This window comes from Halomonas sp. AOP22-C1-8, from assembly GCF_052378905.1.
GTDB classification, from domain to species: domain Bacteria; phylum Pseudomonadota; class Gammaproteobacteria; order Pseudomonadales; family Halomonadaceae; genus Vreelandella; species Vreelandella citrativorans.
In genome coordinates, this window is record NZ_JBQSYD010000030.1 from 1 (window position 1) to 15,252 (window position 15,252).

At 52.6% G+C, this 15,252-nt stretch carries 17 protein-coding genes; 11 read left to right on the forward strand and 6 right to left on the reverse strand.

What is annotated here, in order from left to right; translation table 11 throughout:
- From ACT3TY_RS14695 to ACT3TY_RS14710, 4 genes are all read right to left on the reverse strand, one after another.
- The coding region (locus tag ACT3TY_RS14695; protein WP_444628744.1) for a GAF domain-containing protein at window positions 1-464 on the reverse strand (464 nt) is incomplete at its 3' end.
- A 67-nt stretch (window positions 465-531) separates the two neighbouring features.
- Window positions 532-1,323: a MetQ/NlpA family ABC transporter substrate-binding protein gene (locus ACT3TY_RS14700; RefSeq protein ID WP_087107398.1), complete on the reverse strand. Its 792-nt coding sequence runs from the start codon at window positions 1,321-1,323 to the stop codon at window positions 532-534.
- A 105-nt stretch (window positions 1,324-1,428) separates the two neighbouring features.
- Complete coding sequence (locus ACT3TY_RS14705; RefSeq protein ID WP_087107396.1) at window positions 1,429-2,082, reverse strand: methionine ABC transporter permease; 654 nt, start codon at window positions 2,080-2,082, stop codon at window positions 1,429-1,431.
- Complete coding sequence (locus ACT3TY_RS14710) at window positions 2,063-3,106, reverse strand: methionine ABC transporter ATP-binding protein (RefSeq protein ID WP_444628747.1); 1,044 nt, start codon at window positions 3,104-3,106, stop codon at window positions 2,063-2,065. Before ACT3TY_RS14710 ends, ACT3TY_RS14705 begins: the two co-directional genes overlap by 20 nt.
- 462 nt (window positions 3,107-3,568) lie before the next feature.
- Between ACT3TY_RS14710 and ACT3TY_RS14715 the strand changes: the two genes are divergently transcribed.
- From ACT3TY_RS14715 to moaE, 10 genes are all read left to right on the forward strand, one after another.
- On the forward strand, window positions 3,569-4,195 hold the full coding sequence (locus ACT3TY_RS14715; protein WP_193054652.1) for a riboflavin synthase subunit alpha: 627 nt from the start codon (window positions 3,569-3,571) through the stop codon (window positions 4,193-4,195).
- A 197-nt stretch (window positions 4,196-4,392) separates the two neighbouring features.
- A complete protein-coding gene (locus tag ACT3TY_RS14720; protein WP_172118433.1) occupies window positions 4,393-5,691 on the forward strand; it encodes an NCS2 family permease in 1,299 nt (432 codons plus the stop codon).
- Window positions 5,692-5,729: 38 nt separating this feature from the next.
- Window positions 5,730-6,275, forward strand: a complete 546-nt coding sequence (locus ACT3TY_RS14725; RefSeq protein ID WP_172118434.1) for an adenine phosphoribosyltransferase — start codon at window positions 5,730-5,732, stop codon at window positions 6,273-6,275.
- Window positions 6,276-6,283: 8 nt separating this feature from the next.
- Window positions 6,284-6,772 carry a xanthine phosphoribosyltransferase gene (gene gpt / locus ACT3TY_RS14730; protein ID WP_087107385.1) on the forward strand — a complete coding sequence of 163 codons (489 nt, stop codon included), beginning with the start codon at window positions 6,284-6,286 and terminating at the stop codon, window positions 6,770-6,772.
- Window positions 6,765-7,448, forward strand: a complete 684-nt coding sequence (gene ung / locus ACT3TY_RS14735) for a uracil-DNA glycosylase (protein WP_193054653.1) — start codon at window positions 6,765-6,767, stop codon at window positions 7,446-7,448. Before gpt ends, ung begins: the two co-directional genes overlap by 8 nt.
- A gap of 98 nt (window positions 7,449-7,546) precedes the next feature.
- On the forward strand, window positions 7,547-8,176 hold the full coding sequence (gene upp, locus ACT3TY_RS14740) for a uracil phosphoribosyltransferase (protein WP_087107382.1): 630 nt from the start codon (window positions 7,547-7,549) through the stop codon (window positions 8,174-8,176).
- 87 nt (window positions 8,177-8,263) lie between these two features.
- A complete protein-coding gene (locus ACT3TY_RS14745; RefSeq protein ID WP_444628748.1) occupies window positions 8,264-9,496 on the forward strand; it encodes a uracil-xanthine permease family protein in 1,233 nt (410 codons plus the stop codon).
- A 50-nt stretch (window positions 9,497-9,546) separates the two neighbouring features.
- Entirely contained in the window at window positions 9,547-10,107 is a 561-nt protein-coding gene (gene mobB, locus ACT3TY_RS14750) for a molybdopterin-guanine dinucleotide biosynthesis protein B (protein WP_172118438.1), read from the forward strand.
- Between the two features lie 5 nt (window positions 10,108-10,112).
- A complete protein-coding gene (moaC, locus tag ACT3TY_RS14755) occupies window positions 10,113-10,913 on the forward strand; it encodes a cyclic pyranopterin monophosphate synthase MoaC (protein ID WP_444628749.1) in 801 nt (266 codons plus the stop codon).
- A 3-nt stretch (window positions 10,914-10,916) separates the two neighbouring features.
- On the forward strand, window positions 10,917-11,372 hold the full coding sequence (gene moaE, locus ACT3TY_RS14760; protein ID WP_444628751.1) for a molybdopterin synthase catalytic subunit MoaE: 456 nt from the start codon (window positions 10,917-10,919) through the stop codon (window positions 11,370-11,372).
- A gap of 98 nt (window positions 11,373-11,470) precedes the next feature.
- Here the strand turns inward: moaE and ACT3TY_RS14765 are convergent, their stop codons facing one another.
- Window positions 11,471-13,048 carry a ribonuclease J gene (locus tag ACT3TY_RS14765; RefSeq protein WP_444628767.1) on the reverse strand — a complete coding sequence of 526 codons (1,578 nt, stop codon included), beginning with the start codon at window positions 13,046-13,048 and terminating at the stop codon, window positions 11,471-11,473.
- Between the two features lie 320 nt (window positions 13,049-13,368).
- On the opposite strand from ACT3TY_RS14765, the gene purU reads away from it, so the two are divergent.
- A complete protein-coding gene (purU, locus tag ACT3TY_RS14770) occupies window positions 13,369-14,223 on the forward strand; it encodes a formyltetrahydrofolate deformylase (protein ID WP_172118441.1) in 855 nt (284 codons plus the stop codon).
- Window positions 14,224-14,330: 107 nt separating this feature from the next.
- Here purU and lexA read toward each other — a convergent pair whose 3' ends face one another.
- Window positions 14,331-15,008, reverse strand: a complete 678-nt coding sequence (lexA, locus tag ACT3TY_RS14775) for a transcriptional repressor LexA (protein WP_441679141.1) — start codon at window positions 15,006-15,008, stop codon at window positions 14,331-14,333.
- Window positions 15,009-15,252: the final 244 nt, after the last annotated feature.

Genomic DNA, 15,252 nt, shown 5'->3' on the forward strand with positions numbered 1-15,252 from the left:
CGGGTCGGTAGATCTGTTTGGCGCTGAAAAGTCGCTATTAGCGCTTCGATTCCTGCCTGATCGTCTGCGGTAAAGCGCGCAGGTAGAGGGCTGTCCAAGTCTAGAACGCCCCATAGAAAGCCTTCTATCACGATGGGAATGACCAGCTCGGAGCGTGAGTCGGCATCGCAGGCAATATGGTCTGCGACGGCGTGTACATCATCGACCCGCTGTGTCTGCTGCTGGCGCGCTGCGGCTCCGCATACGCCTTTGCTAAAAGGGATGGGGTGGCAGGCGGGCTTGCCCTGAAAAGGCCCTAGCCCCAGGATCTCGGGTTGACGCTGAAGATAAAATCCCACCCAGTTTAGATCAGGTACTTCCTGCTGAATGAACGCGCACATTTGAGCGCTGTTGGTAAGCCAGTCGCGTGTATCAAGCAGGGCTTCGAGCTGGCGGTTGAGTAGCGCGTAATTAATGGTTGGCATCATTATCTCATCATAAACGCATCAGGCCGACACTAAGGTCGGCCTGATGAGGTGCTTGCTGAAGGGGTTATTCAGTCCAGCCCGGCACGGCAGCACCTTTAAACAGCTCTTCAGCTTTGGCTGCTACTTCGTCGCGCTGATAGGCATCCACCAGTTGGCGAATGTCTTCACGCTCTTCGTCACCGCCGCGCACAGCAATAAGGTTCACGTAGGGGGACTCAGGGCCTTCTTTGATCAGGGCGTCGTCAAGCTTTAAGCCTGCTGGCTGGGCGAACGTGTTATTGATAAACGCCATGTCGACATCGCGTAATACGCGGGGCAACTGGGCGGCTTCAATTTCACGGAAGCGGAAGTTACGCGGATTCTCGGCAATATCGATCGGCGTTGCTTCCAGGTTCTCCGGATCGTTCAGGGTGATCAGGCCTTCGTTATGCATCAAAATTAGTGCACGACCTTCATTGGAAGGATCGTTGGGCAGTGCAATCTGCGCGCCGTCGGGCAGATCTTCAATACTGTCGAATTTTTCTGAATAAGCACCGATCGGATAAACAAAGGTATAGCCTGCAACGGCAAGATCATAGCCGCGATCGCTAACCATTGCATCCAAGTAGGGGGCATGCTGGTAGGCATTGGCATCAAGGCTGCCGTCGGCCAGCGCAACGTTGGGCGTTACGTAGTCGGTAAATTCGATAATTTCGACATTGAGGTCGTACTCTTCTTTGGCAATCCGCGCCGCTACTTCCATGACTTCAGTTTCGGGGCCGGCAACGGTACCCATTTTCAGCGTGCGGGTTTCTGCGTTGGCAACGTTAACGGCCAGTGCCAAGGCTGTCAGGCTACCAATTATTAGTTTTTGCATGATAAGTCTCCTAATGCGTTGTATCGTCATTTTTTAATAATATTGGAATAAGAAAAATAATTCTAATGTTTTTTTGTTATAAGTGAGCATGGCCAATTGCTACCACTATTTACGATCACTTTTGCGCACCAGATAGTCGCCCAGGCTTTGAAAGCCTTGCACCATGACCACCAAAATAATCACGGTAATCAGCATAATAGTGGGGTTAAAACGGTTGTATCCATAACGGATGCCCAGGTCTCCCAAGCCGCCACCACCTACTGCGCCCGCCATCGCGGAGTAACTGACTAGCGTTACCAGCGTAATGGTTAGTCCTGTAATGATGCCGCCCCGCGCCTCTGGTACAAGTACCTTGCGTATAATCTGCCAAGGGGTCGCGCCCATGGATTGAGCAGATTCAACCAGGCCTGGCGACACCTCATTGAGTGCACCCTCTATCAGACGTGCCACAAAAGGGATGGCCGCAATGGTTAGGGGAACTGATGCGGCGTTGATGCCTATCGAGGTGCCTACTAGCATCCGTGTGAACGGGATGATGGCCACCATCAAAATAATGAAAGGAATCGAGCGGCCAATATTAGTAATAATGCTCAATACCTGATTAAGCACTGGCTGGGCTAGAATTTGCCTTGGCCGTGTCGCGTACAACAATACGCCTAATGGTAGGCCGAGCAGTGTCGAAATGACGCCAGAGATGGCCACCATATACAGCGTATCCAGCGTGGCCTGTAAAATAAGGTCAAACATTGCGCTGGACATAACCAAGTACCTCGACTTCTAACTGGTGAGACTGAAGATAATCCATTGCCTGTCGCGTCTGCTCTGTCGTGCCAAGCAGTTCTGCAATCATAAGCCCTAAGGTGCGGTCCTGAATGGACTCGACTTTGGCCTGTAAAATGCTGACATCCACATTGCACTCGCGGGCCAGGCGGGAGATAAGCGGTGTTGAGACGGCATCGCCAGAAAACGTTAGGCGTACGACGGGGTGAGTGGCCTCTCCTGGCGTATCGCTTAAGCGTTCGATCAGCTCTTTAGGGGGGCTAAGCTGGAGAAAATCGTTCAAAAATTCGCGGCCAAGCTGAGTGCTGGGGGCCGTGAAAAAGTCGCCGACTTCTGCGTCTTCCACTAGTGTGCCGTTGGAAATAAGGCTTACGCGGTGGCAAATTGACTTAACCACTTCCATTTCATGGGTAATCAACAAAATAGTGATACCCAACTGGTGATTAATATCACGCAGCAACTCAAGAATAGAGCCGGTAGTTTGTGGATCTAATGCCGATGTCGCTTCATCACACAGCAGCACATTGGGTTGGCTGGCCAGAGCGCGGGCGATAGCAACACGCTGCTTTTGGCCACCCGAGAGCTGCGCGGGATACTGTTTGGCTTTGTCCGCCAGCCCGACCATTTCCAGTAGCGGGAGTACGCGGTGTTGAATGGCGCTACGTTTTTCACCCATCAGTTCAAGCGGCAGAGCAACGTTATCAAACACGTTCCGCGTAGTAAGCAAGTTGAAGTGCTGGAAAATCATGCCAATGCGGTGACGTGCCTGGTTTAGGGCGCCGCCGTTTAAGCGAGTCATCTCTTGGCCATCCACGGTCACGCTGCCACTGGTTGGCCGCTCAAGTAAGTTAACGCAACGGATTAGCGTGGATTTCCCAGCGCCGGATAGGCCGATAACGCCGTGAATAGCGCCTCTAGGTACGTGCAAATTAACATCTTTCAAGGCGTGAACGGCGTTATTGCCGCTGCCATAAGTTTTACTGACGTTGCTAAGTTCAATCATAGCGTCTGCCTTAATAGGAGGCCAAAGACGGAGTGCAAGGGAGCAAGCGTAGGGCGAGGAATAAAAAAAAGGCCACCCTTTCGGGTGGCCATCAACGCTGGACACACCCTTTTAGCTGCACTTCACCAAACCTGTGGCTTGGTGGGCGCCCGCAATATGGGTACAAATCGGCGCCATTACATGGGCCGAAAGTCTAAGCAGCCCCTTCCTCTTTGTCAATTGAAACCGGCTGCTTTACGCGTGTGGCCGCTTGATTAGGCGCAGTCGCGCGTTTTTAAACGTTTTTAGGCGTACTGCACTTTGCTTTGCGTCCATCAAGGCATTTGATTAGTGTCACGCATGCTGCTCATCATACTTTCCCGGGTGCGGTGTGCGCATTGTTAACTTCTCACGGATAAACTTGCGCCGGGTTGATTTCGTGTTTGAATAGGCGCTTTCACAGCGACGTAGTAAGGGTGGATTATGTTTACCGGCATCGTACAGGGCACCGCAAGTATAGTAGAGGTGCATGAACTTGACGCGTTTCGAACCCATGTAGTGGCATTGCCACCCGAAATGCGTGAGGGGTTGGAAATTGGTGCGTCAGTGGCCCATAACGGCGTGTGTTTAACGGTTACTGCTATTGAAGGCGATAACGTTAGCTTTGATTTGATGCGAGAAACCCTGCGCTTGACTAATCTTGGTGCACTTGAACCGGGTGGGCGCGTCAATATAGAGCGTGCTGCACGGTTTGGCGACGAGATTGGGGGGCATTCGATGTCCGGCCATATTATCTGTATGGCCAACGTCGTCGCGATAGAAGAAGCTCCCAATAACCGTCGGCTTTGGTTTTCTCTACCCGACACGATTGGCCGCTTTGTGTTTGAAAAGGGGTATATCGGTGTTGATGGTATCAGTTTGACGGTCGGAGACGTGCGTCGCGCGGCAGATGATAGCGGCATTGAGTTCAGTGTGAATCTGATACCCGAAACGCTCTCACGCACCATGCTCAAAGAGCGTCTGCCTGGCGATAAGGTCAATATTGAAATTGATCCGCAAACACAGGTGATTGTCGAAACGGTCGAGCGCGTGCTGGCTAAACGATTATAAGAAAGCAGCGGGTGGTTGGCTGACCTGCTGGTTCGCTGATGGCCTGAAGATTGCTAGCGTTAGTGTCAGTGGAGGTGGCTCCGCTTAAACCGGCTGTGCGTTAGGTACTCGCATCGCGCGGGAGCTTTCGGTAATATGTGCGGCTTTTCTCGCTCCAAGGGGACGCATACTGCGTTTGCGCGAAGGATAAAACATACATGAAACTTCTGGATAAGTATTTCAAGCTCACTGAGCTAAATACGAATGTGAAAACAGAGGTGGTCGCTGGGATCACAACGTTCCTGACGATGGCTTATATCATTTTCGTAAATCCTAGCATCCTGTCGGAAGCGGGTATGGACTACGGTGCTGTCTTTGTCGCGACGTGCGTGGCGGCAGCGATTGGCTGCTTCGTGATGGGGATTTGGGCTAATTACCCCATTGCGCAAGCACCGGGGATGGGGCTTAACGCCTTCTTCACTTACGGCGTGGTGCTAGGTATGGGATATACCTGGGAAGCCGCGCTTGGTGCGGTCTTCTTCTCGGGTTTGATATTCTTCGTACTGAGTGTTTTTAAAGTCCGTGAGTGGATTATCAACTCGATTCCACTCTCGCTACGCTTAGGGATTGCGGCAGGGATAGGGCTTTTCCTGGCCATGATTGCGCTTAAAAACGCAGGTATTGTGGTGGCTAATCCGGCGACTCTGGTCGCGATGGGAGATCTTTCACAGCCAGCGGCTCTTTATTCATTGCTGGGCTTTTTTGTGATTACCGCGTTGGCGTACCTGCGGGTCAAGGGCGCGGTATTAATCGGTATCCTGGGCATTACTCTCATTTCGATGCTGTTGGGCCATAATGCATACAACGGTGTGATGTCGATGCCGCCCTCTATCGCGCCTACCTTTATGGCGATGGATCTGGTGGGCGCCCTTGATGTGGCGATGCTCAGCGTTATTTTTGCGTTCCTGTTTGTTGATCTGTTCGATACATCCGGCACGCTGGTAGGGGTTGCTCATCGGGGTAATCTACTCGACAAGGATGGCAAACTGCCTCGTATCGGGCGCGCCATGATGGCCGATAGCACAGCATCGATGGCAGGCGCGGCACTCGGTACCTCAACCACCACGAGCTATATCGAATCAACGGCGGGCATTGCATCGGGTGGGCGAACAGGCCTAACAGCCGTCGTGGTCGGTGTACTGTTTTTAATCAGTCTTTTCTTTGCGCCGTTAGCAGGCTCTATCCCGGCTTATGCCACTGCCGGTGCGCTGCTGTACGTTGCGGTACTCATGGCGGGCAGTTTATCCCATGCGAACTGGGAAGACCCAACCGATGCTGCTCCGGTATTAATTGCAGCATTGGCAATGCCGCTGACGTTTTCAATTGCTGACGGTATTGCCTTGGGCTTTATTAGCTTTGTAGGAATTAAAACGCTTTCAGGCCGGTTTAGCGACCTGAATCCTGCTGTCGTGATTCTGGCCTTGCTGTTTGCAGCGAAGTTTCTATTCCTGGGTTAATTACCCAGGCTATTTATTATTAATCTATGAGAGACGCGATGAGCATCTACGGTGACTACATTAAGTCGGTTATTCGCACCGTTCCTGATTGGCCTGAGCAGGGGGTGAACTTTCGTGATATCACTCCGTTATTACAAAACAGTGCGGCGTTTCGCAAACTAATTGATAGTTTCGTGCATCGCTATCAGGAAATGAACCTGGATGCCATCGCCGCGATTGATGCGCGTGGTTTCATTATCGGTGCACCGCTCGCCTATGAGCTAGGTTGTAGCTTTGTACCGGTGCGCAAAAAAGGCAAACTGCCTTTTAAAACGATCAGTGAAACCTACAAGCTGGAATACGGTCATTCGGAAGTAGAACTACATTCTGACGCTTTTCAGGAAGGTGACCGGATCCTGCTGATGGATGACCTGATTGCCACCGGTGGCACTATGCTGGCCGCCGCCAACCTTATTCAGCGTTCTGGCGGGCATGTCGTAGAAACCGCCACTATTATTGACCTACCCGAGTTGGGCGGTTCTCAGAAAATTCGCGATGCTGGCTTCAGCGTATTCGCGGTATGTTCTTTCAACGAAGACGAGTAACGCCTCTCATGAGCAGCGAACGCTATCACCAACACTTCATTATTTCCTGGGACCAGCTGCACCGAGATGTGCGTCAGCTTTGCCACCAAATGATGGAGCGGGACTTCAAGGGTATTGTGGCGATTACCCGTGGCGGGTTAATCCCGGCGGCACTTATTGCACGTGAGCTTAACGTGCGCCTGATTGATACGATCTGTATTAAAAGCTATGACCATATGGATCAGGGCGGTCTGAATATCATGAAGGGCGTTGACCATGATGGCGAAGGTTGGCTGTTGGTCGATGATCTGGTGGATACCGGTAAAACCGCGCGTGCGGTACGTGAAATGATGCCTAAAGCGCATTTTGTCACTATCTATGCCAAGCCAGAAGGGCGCCCCCTGGTTGACCAATATCTCACTGAAGTGGCTCAGCAGTGCTGGATTCAATTCCCTTGGGATATGGGAGTTGCCTATGTTGAGCCTCTCGTTGATCAAGTTAAAAGGACTTATGACTAATCCATTAACGAACGACTGGGGCCGGTGGCTCGGTGATGAATTTCAAGCCGACTATATGAAGGCGTTGAAACAGTTCTTGGCTCAGGAAAAAGCGGCTAAAAAGGTTATTTACCCTCACTCTTCTGATTGGTTTCGTGCGTTTGAACTGACGCCATTGGAAGAGGTGAAAGTCGTTATTCTAGGTCAGGACCCGTACCACGGCCCCCGTCAAGCGCATGGGTTAAGCTTTTCTGTTCAGCCGGGGGTGAAAATCCCCCCGTCGCTTGCCAATATTTATAAAGAACTGGCAAACGATGTGGGCGTTAAACCGGTGCCGCATGGCAGCCTGGTTAGCTGGGCCAAACAAGGCGTTTTGCTGTTAAACACGGCGTTAACCGTTGAGCAAGGCAATGCCGCGTCGCATCGCGGCAAAGGTTGGGAGCCGTTTACCGATCGAGCAATCGAAACGGTAAGTCAGCATGCTCCGCCGTGCGTGTTTTTGTTATGGGGTAGTCATGCGCGCCAGAAAAAAGCGTTGATTGATCAGCGGCGCCATTTAGTGCTGGAATCGCCCCATCCTTCGCCGCTGTCTGCCCATCGGGGCTTTTTTGGCAATCACCAGTTTTCTCAAGCGAACCAGTTCCTGGTGGGGCAAGGACGTTCGCCCGTTGAATGGCAACTGCCCGAAAGCGCTTAACCTGATGGACAGATGCAGGTAGAATGCGCGCAATTTTGTATGCCTGAAGATGCGGCCTGAGTCGTTATCCTGATATCACACTGCAGTGAGGAAGCCCCATGAGTGTCTACGCCATTAACCATCCGCTTGTTCAACATAAGCTGGGACTGATGCGCGAAGTTGATTTGAGCACCAAGAGCTTTCGTGAACTGGCAGGTGAAGTGGCCAAGCTCTTGACTTACGAGGCCACGAAAGGCCTGGAGCTTGAGGATCACGAAATTCAAGGTTGGAACGGCGAGCCTATCGCCACGCGCCGACTTAAAGGTAAAAAAGTAACGGTTGTGCCCATTCTGCGGGCTGGTTTAGGCATGCTGGAAGGCGTTACGGATTTGATTCCCAGTGCGCGCGTCAGCGTTGTCGGCCTTTATCGCGATGAAGAAACGCTGCAGCCTGTGCCGTATTTTGCGAAATTCGCCAACGATATTGAAGAGCGCATGGCGCTGGTGATTGACCCGATGTTGGCAACCGGTGGCTCCATGATCGCCACGCTGGACATGCTGCGTGAGCGGGGCTGTGAGCATATGAAGATCATTGTTCTTGTCGCTGCTCCCGAAGGCATCAAGCGTGTGCAGGATGCTTACCCAGACGTGGAAATTTATACGGCCTCGGTAGACGATCGACTCGATGAGAATAGTTATATCGTGCCGGGATTGGGAGATGCCGGCGATAAGATATTTGGAACGCGTTAAGCGTTTTGCCTAACGGTGCCCCTTACGCTTTGCGTTGGGGGCATTTTTTTGCCTTTTCGATATAAATTGATTCCTGGGAGTTGAGTGATGAGTAATGCTGGCAGCCGGTCCGAGTCTTGGCCGAAGGTACTGCTGACCGGAGCACAAATGCTGTTTGTCGCATTTGGCGCGTTGGTACTGGTTCCACTGTTAACGGGTCTGGATCCAAGTGTTGCACTTTTTACTGCCGGTGCGGGAACGTTAATATTTCATGCGGTTACCAAGCAGTCGGTACCGGTATTTTTGGCGTCCTCGTTTGCGTTTATCGCGCCTATCCAAGGGTCTATTGCCAGTTTCGGTGTTTCCGCGACGCTTGGCGGTTTAATGGTAGCCGGTCTTGTGTATGTCATTATTTCCCAGATCATACGCGTACGCGGTATCGGTTGGCTAAATCGTTTGTTACCGGCGGTGGTGGTTGGCCCGGTCATCATGGTGATTGGCCTGGCGTTAGCGCCGGTGGCCGTTAGCATGGCAACCGGGGAAACCAGCGACAATATCAGCTATGGTCAAGCGATCTTTTTATCCATGGCCAGCCTGCTGGTGACGCTGGTATTAGCGGTATTTGGGCGTGGCCTGCTGCGTTTGATCCCCATTATGGGGGGTATTGTTACCGGTTACGCACTCTCCCTGGTGATGGGGGTTGTCGATTTTACACCGGTACATGAAGCGGCCTGGCTTGGAATACCCAATTTTACGGCGCCTAGCTTTCATTGGGCGGCTATTTTATTCATGATTCCTGTGGCCATTGCGCCTGCGGTTGAGCATATCGGAGATATGGTGGCGATTGGTTCGGTAACGCGTAAAAATTATCTCGAAAAACCGGGCCTGCACCGTACATTGCTGGGCGATGGTTTGGCGACTATGGCGGCGGCACTGTTTGGCGGCCCACCCAACACGACGTATTCCGAAGTAACCGGTGCCGTAACGCTGACGCGGGCGTTTAACCCTGTTTATATGATTGTCGCGGCGATTATCGCCATTCTGCTGGCCTTTATTTCCAAGCTGGGTGCACTGTTGCAAACGATTCCAGGTCCGGTAATGGGCGGCATTATGACGCTGCTGTTTGGCTCGATTGCTGTCGTCGGAATGAATACGCTAGTACGTGCGGGTCAGTCGCTAACCGCGCCACGCAATCTGGTGGTGGTGTCGTTGATTTTAGTGTTTGGTATTGGCGGCATGCAATTTGGGGGAGGCCAATTTACCCTGCAGGGCGTAAGCTTGGCGGCTCTCGTAGGTATCGTACTGAATTGGCTATTGCCTCGTGAGCGCGAAGGGGAGTAACAGCTCCCTTGTCCTTATCAGGATTCATTACCAGGGAAGGAGACATGTATATGGTAAGTAATGTAGCCACTGCATTTCCCGTACTCGGCGTTGTCGCTTGGAGTGGAACGGGAAAAACGACGCTACTAACGCAGTTGCTGCCACGATTGCGTCAGGCAGGGCTAAAGGTAGCTGTCATAAAGCATGCCCATCACAGTTTTGAAGTGGATAAACCCGGTAAAGATAGCTATGAGCTGCGTAGCGCCGGGGCGGCACCGATGCTGGTCGCCTCACGGGAACGCTTTGCGCTAATGCAGGAAACGCCGGGTCAGGATGAGCCAGACCTGGCAGCGTTGCTGGCGATGATGGCTTACCATGAGCCAGACCTTGTTATCGTCGAAGGATTCAAAGCATGGCCCATTCCCAAGCTCGTACTGTATCGTAAGGGAATTGGAGAGCCGTCTATTCTTCATGATGCGACGATTCAGGCGGTGGCACTTGATGATCAACCACCGGTTGAGCTTGACCCCCGGATTACCCCGCTAAACCTTAATGATATCGATGCAATTACTCACTGGGTGCGTACGTGGGCTAGCACTCAACCCAATGGCACATTTTTAAAACATAGGTGATAAACATGCAGCTAACTCACCTCAATACGCGTGGTGAAGCTAATATGGTCGATGTGGGTGATAAGCACGAAACACGTCGTGAGGCCGTCGCCTCGGGGCGGATTTTAATGCAGCCAGAAACGCTGAAGCTGCTAAGTGATGGCGAGTTACCCAAGGGCGATGTCATTGCAACGGCCCGTATTGCCGGTATTCAGGCCGCGAAGCGTACCCATGAATTAATCCCTTTATGTCATTTGTTGGCGCTTTCCAAAGTCTCCATTGAATTTGATATCGACCCTGCGCAGGGCTGTGTCCACGTGACGGCACTGTGTCGATTAAATGGGCGTACGGGTGTTGAGATGGAGGCGCTTACCGCAGTGTCGGTCGCGTGTTTAACGCTCTACGATATGTGTAAAGCCGTCGATAAGGATATGTGTATCGAAGCTGTTCAGCTTGAAAGCAAACGCGGCGGCGTACGTGGCGATTATCAGCGCAGTGCTCGCCCGCAAGCCCCCATTGTGACGGGAGAAGGGACGGCAGGCGAAGTGACATTAGGCGAACGCTGCGCCTCGCCCTGTGTTCGGGTGAAGTTTTTAGCCGAGCTGCGTGAACGTGTCGGTGTGAGTGATACGGTGCTTGACTTGGACCAGGTGCCGAGCCGTGATATTGCGGGTTTGAAGGCTGCGCTGAGCCAGCGTGATACGCGATTTAGCGTGCTCACCGACCAACGGACGCTGTGTGCGATTAACCAGGTGATGGCCAACGATAGCGCACGGATTACTGACGAGGATGAAGTCGCCTTTTTTCCACCCGTGACAGGGGGCTAAACGATGAATATCCAGGTTCGAGTCCAGTCAGCGCCTTTTTCATTAGGCGATGGCTATGCGTCGACGCTCGCCCAGCGAACCGATATTGGCGCGGTTGTCAGTTTTACAGGGTTGGTTCGGGACTTTAACGAGTCGCCTGATGTCACCGGGCTTACCCTGGAACATTACCCCGGCATGACAGAGCGTATGCTGGAGCAGATAGGCGAACAGGCGTGGCAGCGTTGGGCGCTTCAAGCGGTTTATATTGTTCATCGGGTGGGCTACCTGGCGCCGGGGGATCCCATCGTTAGGGTGCTGGTGGCGAGCGCTCACCGGCGCGAAGCATTTGAAGCGTGTGACTTTATTATGGATTTTTTAAAAACCCAAGCGCCGTTCTGGAAAAAGGAGCATTCCACCAAGGGTGAGTATTGGGTGAAAGAGCGCGCTACCGATTGGCAAGATGCCGAGCGCTGGTCATAAGGCTATTACAGTGCCTGCCTGCCTGCCTGCCTGCCTGCCTGCCTGCCTGCCTGGCGAGTGCGTTGCGTTCTACAGGATTCGGTTACGCCTCGTTGCGTTTATAGAGGCGCTTCTGCGGCCATTATTTGTAAGTGGACCTCAGGCATGTGCTGCATGTGGTCCGCCAACCAATGAATCAAGCGTGGCTGTAGCGCAAGGCGCAAATCAGCCAGCGTATCCGCTTTAATCTCCTCCAACTGATTGTCCAGCCATTCGCTAAAGCTATCTTCGTCGAGCGGGCTGGCGCTGCTGCTATCCAGCATCAAGCGACCGATTCGCCACCATCCGGTATCGCTGGCCGCGACAGGCAGGGCGAGAAATAAACTGCCTCGGCGCGTCGTGGTTTTGGTGGCCTCCAGGCCCGGATGCGGTACAACGCTATTTTGATTAACGATACAGGGCGGTTGAGGGTGGCGGGCTTCGCAGCGCAGCCCCAAGTGGTCCATAACGATCATGTCGCCATTAACGGGTGCTAAAGGTGCGCTGATGCCCAAGGAGTCTGCAATCGCTTGGTGGGCCTGCTGGTGGCGCGCTTCGCCGTGCACGGGGATCAAATATTTGGGCCTGATCCACTGGTAGAATGTGATGAGTTCTTCTTGCGCAGGGTGGCCTGTGGCGTGCAGCTCTGGATGATTAACCTCATCAAAGATCGTGACCCCAAGTTGGACCAAGCGTTTTTTGAGCTGCTCAATAGGGCGCTCATTGCCGGGGATAGCTTTGGCAGAGAAAATGACGTTATCGCCAGGCTCAAGGTCAATAAACGGATGGCGCTCTTGGGCGAGTCGTTGCAGTGCTGCACGAGGCTCACCTTGGCTACCTGTGGCGATAATCACCACTTCATCGGGGGGCAAATAGCCCAAATCCTGGGGGGGGACAAGCGCTGCGAAGTCATCCATGTAGCCAAGCCCGCGTGCAATGCTCACCATGCGCTCCATGGATCGCCCCATCAAACTGACCCGGCGGCCGCATTGATGAGCCGCCCGGCCTATGGCCAGTACGCGTGCCAGATTGCTTGCAAAACAGGAGACCACGACGCGGCCTTTGCACTCCTTCAGGCTTTTAGCCAGCGCTTTAGCCACATCGCCTTCACTGCTGGAGTGGCCAGGCAGAGGGGCATTGGTTGAATCACCTACTACTAAATCAATCGGGGCAAGCGCTCGAAAGTGCGCCGCGTTAATGGGCGTGCCAATCAGCGGCTCTGGGTCCAGCTTCCAATCCCCTGTGTGCATTATGCGGTAATCGCCCATCACGATGACCAGTGCGCAGCTTTCAGGGATCGAATGAGTAACCGGCAAATAGCGTACCGAAAAGGGCGCCGTTTCCATTGCTTCGCCCGGCTCGATGATCTTAATCGCGGCGCTACTTAGCTGGTGTTCAGCGAATTTCGCGCGTAAGAGGCCTGCCGCGAGAGGGGTGGCATAGATAGGGCAGTTCCACTTGGGCCATAACCAGGCAACCGCGCCAATGTGATCTTCATGTCCATGCGTTATAAATAACGCTTGGGGCGTTATGTTCAGTGCCTCGGCGGTGCCCAGGTTAGGTACCTGAAGGGGCGAGTTAGGCAAATCCTGGCGAATCATCATGCCGCAGTCGACCGCGATCCAGTGATCGTCGTATCCATACAGCGTTAGATTCATGCCGATTTCACCACACCCACCCAGCGGCAGTAGGCGCAGAGGTGGGCGGCGGCGAGGACGAAGTTGAACGCGTGGTGGATGCATCGGTTATGAAAAGCCTAAAAAGTAATGCCTTAACTATACGGGAAGGCAGGGGCGGCTAACAATGACCCCCGACATTAGATAACGGTGCTTCGTTAATAGGGTTCCGGTACACTAGGCAGCCGTTATTTACGGCGTCGCTATTTAGTCGCTGTTTGCGGCGCCGTTGCACTATGCCAATAGACGATGCCAATAGTGGTTTGTCATTTGTATTTCGTAGGTCGTCAAGAGTACTTCACATGTCTCATTATTACCGTTTAGTCGTTTCCTGCCCCGATCAGGTGGGTATTGTTGCCCGTGTGTCTGGATTTATTGCTCAACAAGGCGGCTCTATCACCGAGGCCAGTCAGCATTCTGACTTGCAAACGGGCCGCTTTTTTATGCGTTATGAGATATTGGCCGATTCGCTTGGCATGTCCGTTGAAACATTACGCAGCGCCTTTGAGCCAATTGCTCAAGAGTTTTCCATGCAGTGGGCGCTAATGGATACTCAAAAGCGTCGGCGCGTCATCCTCATGGTCTCCCGTGAGTCTCACTGCCTGGTGGATTTACTTTACCGTTGGCAGGCAGGTGAGCTGGATTGTGATATCGCCGGTGTGATTTCTAATCACGAAGATATGCGCTCAATCGCTGAGTGGTACGGTATTCCTTATCACCATGTGCCGGTGGACCCGAATAATAAGGAAGAGTCGTTTACTCAGGTGCAGGAGCTTATTGATAACGCGCGAGCGGACTGTATTGTATTGGCGCGCTATATGCAGATTCTGCCCCCGTCGTTGTGTGAGCGTTACGCTGGGCAGGTGATTAATATTCACCACAGCTTCTTGCCTTCATTTGCCGGTGCCAAGCCTTACCATCAGGCTTATGAACGCGGCGTAAAACTAATTGGCGCGACGTGCCACTACGTGACGGAGGAGTTGGATGCCGGGCCGATTATTGAGCAGGACATTCATCGTGTGAGCCATTGCCATACGCCAACTGACCTGGTTCGCTTTGGGCGCGATGTAGAAAAAGCCGTATTGGCGCGAGGCCTGCGCTGGCATCTGGAGGACCGCGTTTTGATCCACGGCAATAAGACCGTTGTCTTTAGCTAAGCGTTTTAAAAACTGTTTAAGCTGAACCAGTAACAAAACAAGGGGGTGGCCATGAAAATGGCCACCCCCTTGATGCTTTTAAAAACCGATTTTACGCAAACGGCTTATTAGCCTAACGCTTGGCCATTACCGCCACGGATGACGCCTACACCTACGCCTTCAATATCCAGGGATTGGGTTCGCAGGTCGATTTCAATCGGTGCAAAATCAGCGTTTTCCGCAATCAGCATGACCTGATGCCCTTGGCGTTGAAAGCGTTTTACGGTGACTTCATCTTCCAGCCGCGCAACGACGATTTGCCCATCACGTACACGATCAGTGCGGTGCACCGCCAGTAAATCGCCTTCCAGGATGCCCACATCCTTCATGGATAAACCGCGTACCCTCAGGAGGTAGTCGGCTTTAGGGGTGAAATATTCCGCGGGTAGCGGGCAGTAACGGTCAATATGCTCCGCTGCAAGGATCGGGTTGCCAGCGGCCACTTCACCAATAACCGGCAAGCCCATTGGCGGAAGCTCATTGCTGTTGGCTGCAACGGTGGCGGGTAATTCGCTAACGTCCTGAGCTTCCTGGTTGGGGAGGCGAATCCCCCGCGACGTATTGCGAATAATCCGGATAACGCCTTTACGCTCAAGAGCACGTAAATGCTCTTCAGCGGCATTGGGGGATTTAAAGCCCAAGGCCTTGGCAATTTCGGCGCGGGTGGGAGGGTAGCCGAATTCACCCATAGTTTTTACTATAAAATCAAAAACATGTTGCTGACGTGCTGTGAGTGGCCGCGACATACCAAACTCCATAAACAATAAAAGACAGTCGGTATCTGTCTGCTTGATCAGTATGTGTTTAAGTATACAGTATGTTGCTCTATCCAGTACATGGTTAAAAAAGCAGCTTGTTAAAACACTGTTTGTGAGCGGTAAGACGTTTGAATTAACGCTAATGCGCAGGGTAGCCAAATAAAAAAAACGGTGAATAAGGGTGATTGAGCCTGATTAAGATATGACTTACTATTCTGGCATGTTTTAAACA

What these genes read in the sequence shown, in the direction of transcription:
- ACT3TY_RS14700 (WP_087107398.1), bottom strand. Translation starts at nt 1,323, where the DNA reads ATGCAAAAACTAATAATTGGTAGCCTGACAGCCTTGGCACTGGCCGTT.
- ACT3TY_RS14705 (WP_087107396.1), bottom strand. Translation starts at nt 2,082, where the DNA reads ATGTCCAGCGCAATGTTTGACCTTATTTTACAGGCCACGCTGGATACG.
- ACT3TY_RS14710 (WP_444628747.1), bottom strand. Translation starts at nt 3,106, where the DNA reads ATGATTGAACTTAGCAACGTCAGTAAAACTTATGGCAGCGGCAATAAC.
- ACT3TY_RS14715 (WP_193054652.1), top strand. Translation starts at nt 3,569, where the DNA reads ATGTTTACCGGCATCGTACAGGGCACCGCAAGTATAGTAGAGGTGCAT.
- ACT3TY_RS14720 (WP_172118433.1), top strand. Translation starts at nt 4,393, where the DNA reads ATGAAACTTCTGGATAAGTATTTCAAGCTCACTGAGCTAAATACGAAT.
- ACT3TY_RS14725 (WP_172118434.1), top strand. Translation starts at nt 5,730, where the DNA reads ATGAGCATCTACGGTGACTACATTAAGTCGGTTATTCGCACCGTTCCT.
- gpt (WP_087107385.1), top strand. Translation starts at nt 6,284, where the DNA reads ATGAGCAGCGAACGCTATCACCAACACTTCATTATTTCCTGGGACCAG.
- ung (WP_193054653.1), top strand. Translation starts at nt 6,765, where the DNA reads ATGACTAATCCATTAACGAACGACTGGGGCCGGTGGCTCGGTGATGAA.
- upp (WP_087107382.1), top strand. Translation starts at nt 7,547, where the DNA reads ATGAGTGTCTACGCCATTAACCATCCGCTTGTTCAACATAAGCTGGGA.
- ACT3TY_RS14745 (WP_444628748.1), top strand. Translation starts at nt 8,264, where the DNA reads ATGAGTAATGCTGGCAGCCGGTCCGAGTCTTGGCCGAAGGTACTGCTG.
- mobB (WP_172118438.1), top strand. Translation starts at nt 9,547, where the DNA reads ATGGTAAGTAATGTAGCCACTGCATTTCCCGTACTCGGCGTTGTCGCT.
- moaC (WP_444628749.1), top strand. Translation starts at nt 10,113, where the DNA reads ATGCAGCTAACTCACCTCAATACGCGTGGTGAAGCTAATATGGTCGAT.
- moaE (WP_444628751.1), top strand. Translation starts at nt 10,917, where the DNA reads ATGAATATCCAGGTTCGAGTCCAGTCAGCGCCTTTTTCATTAGGCGAT.
- ACT3TY_RS14765 (WP_444628767.1), bottom strand. Translation starts at nt 13,048, where the DNA reads ATGAATCTAACGCTGTATGGATACGACGATCACTGGATCGCGGTCGAC.
- purU (WP_172118441.1), top strand. Translation starts at nt 13,369, where the DNA reads ATGTCTCATTATTACCGTTTAGTCGTTTCCTGCCCCGATCAGGTGGGT.
- lexA (WP_441679141.1), bottom strand. Translation starts at nt 15,008, where the DNA reads ATGTCGCGGCCACTCACAGCACGTCAGCAACATGTTTTTGATTTTATA.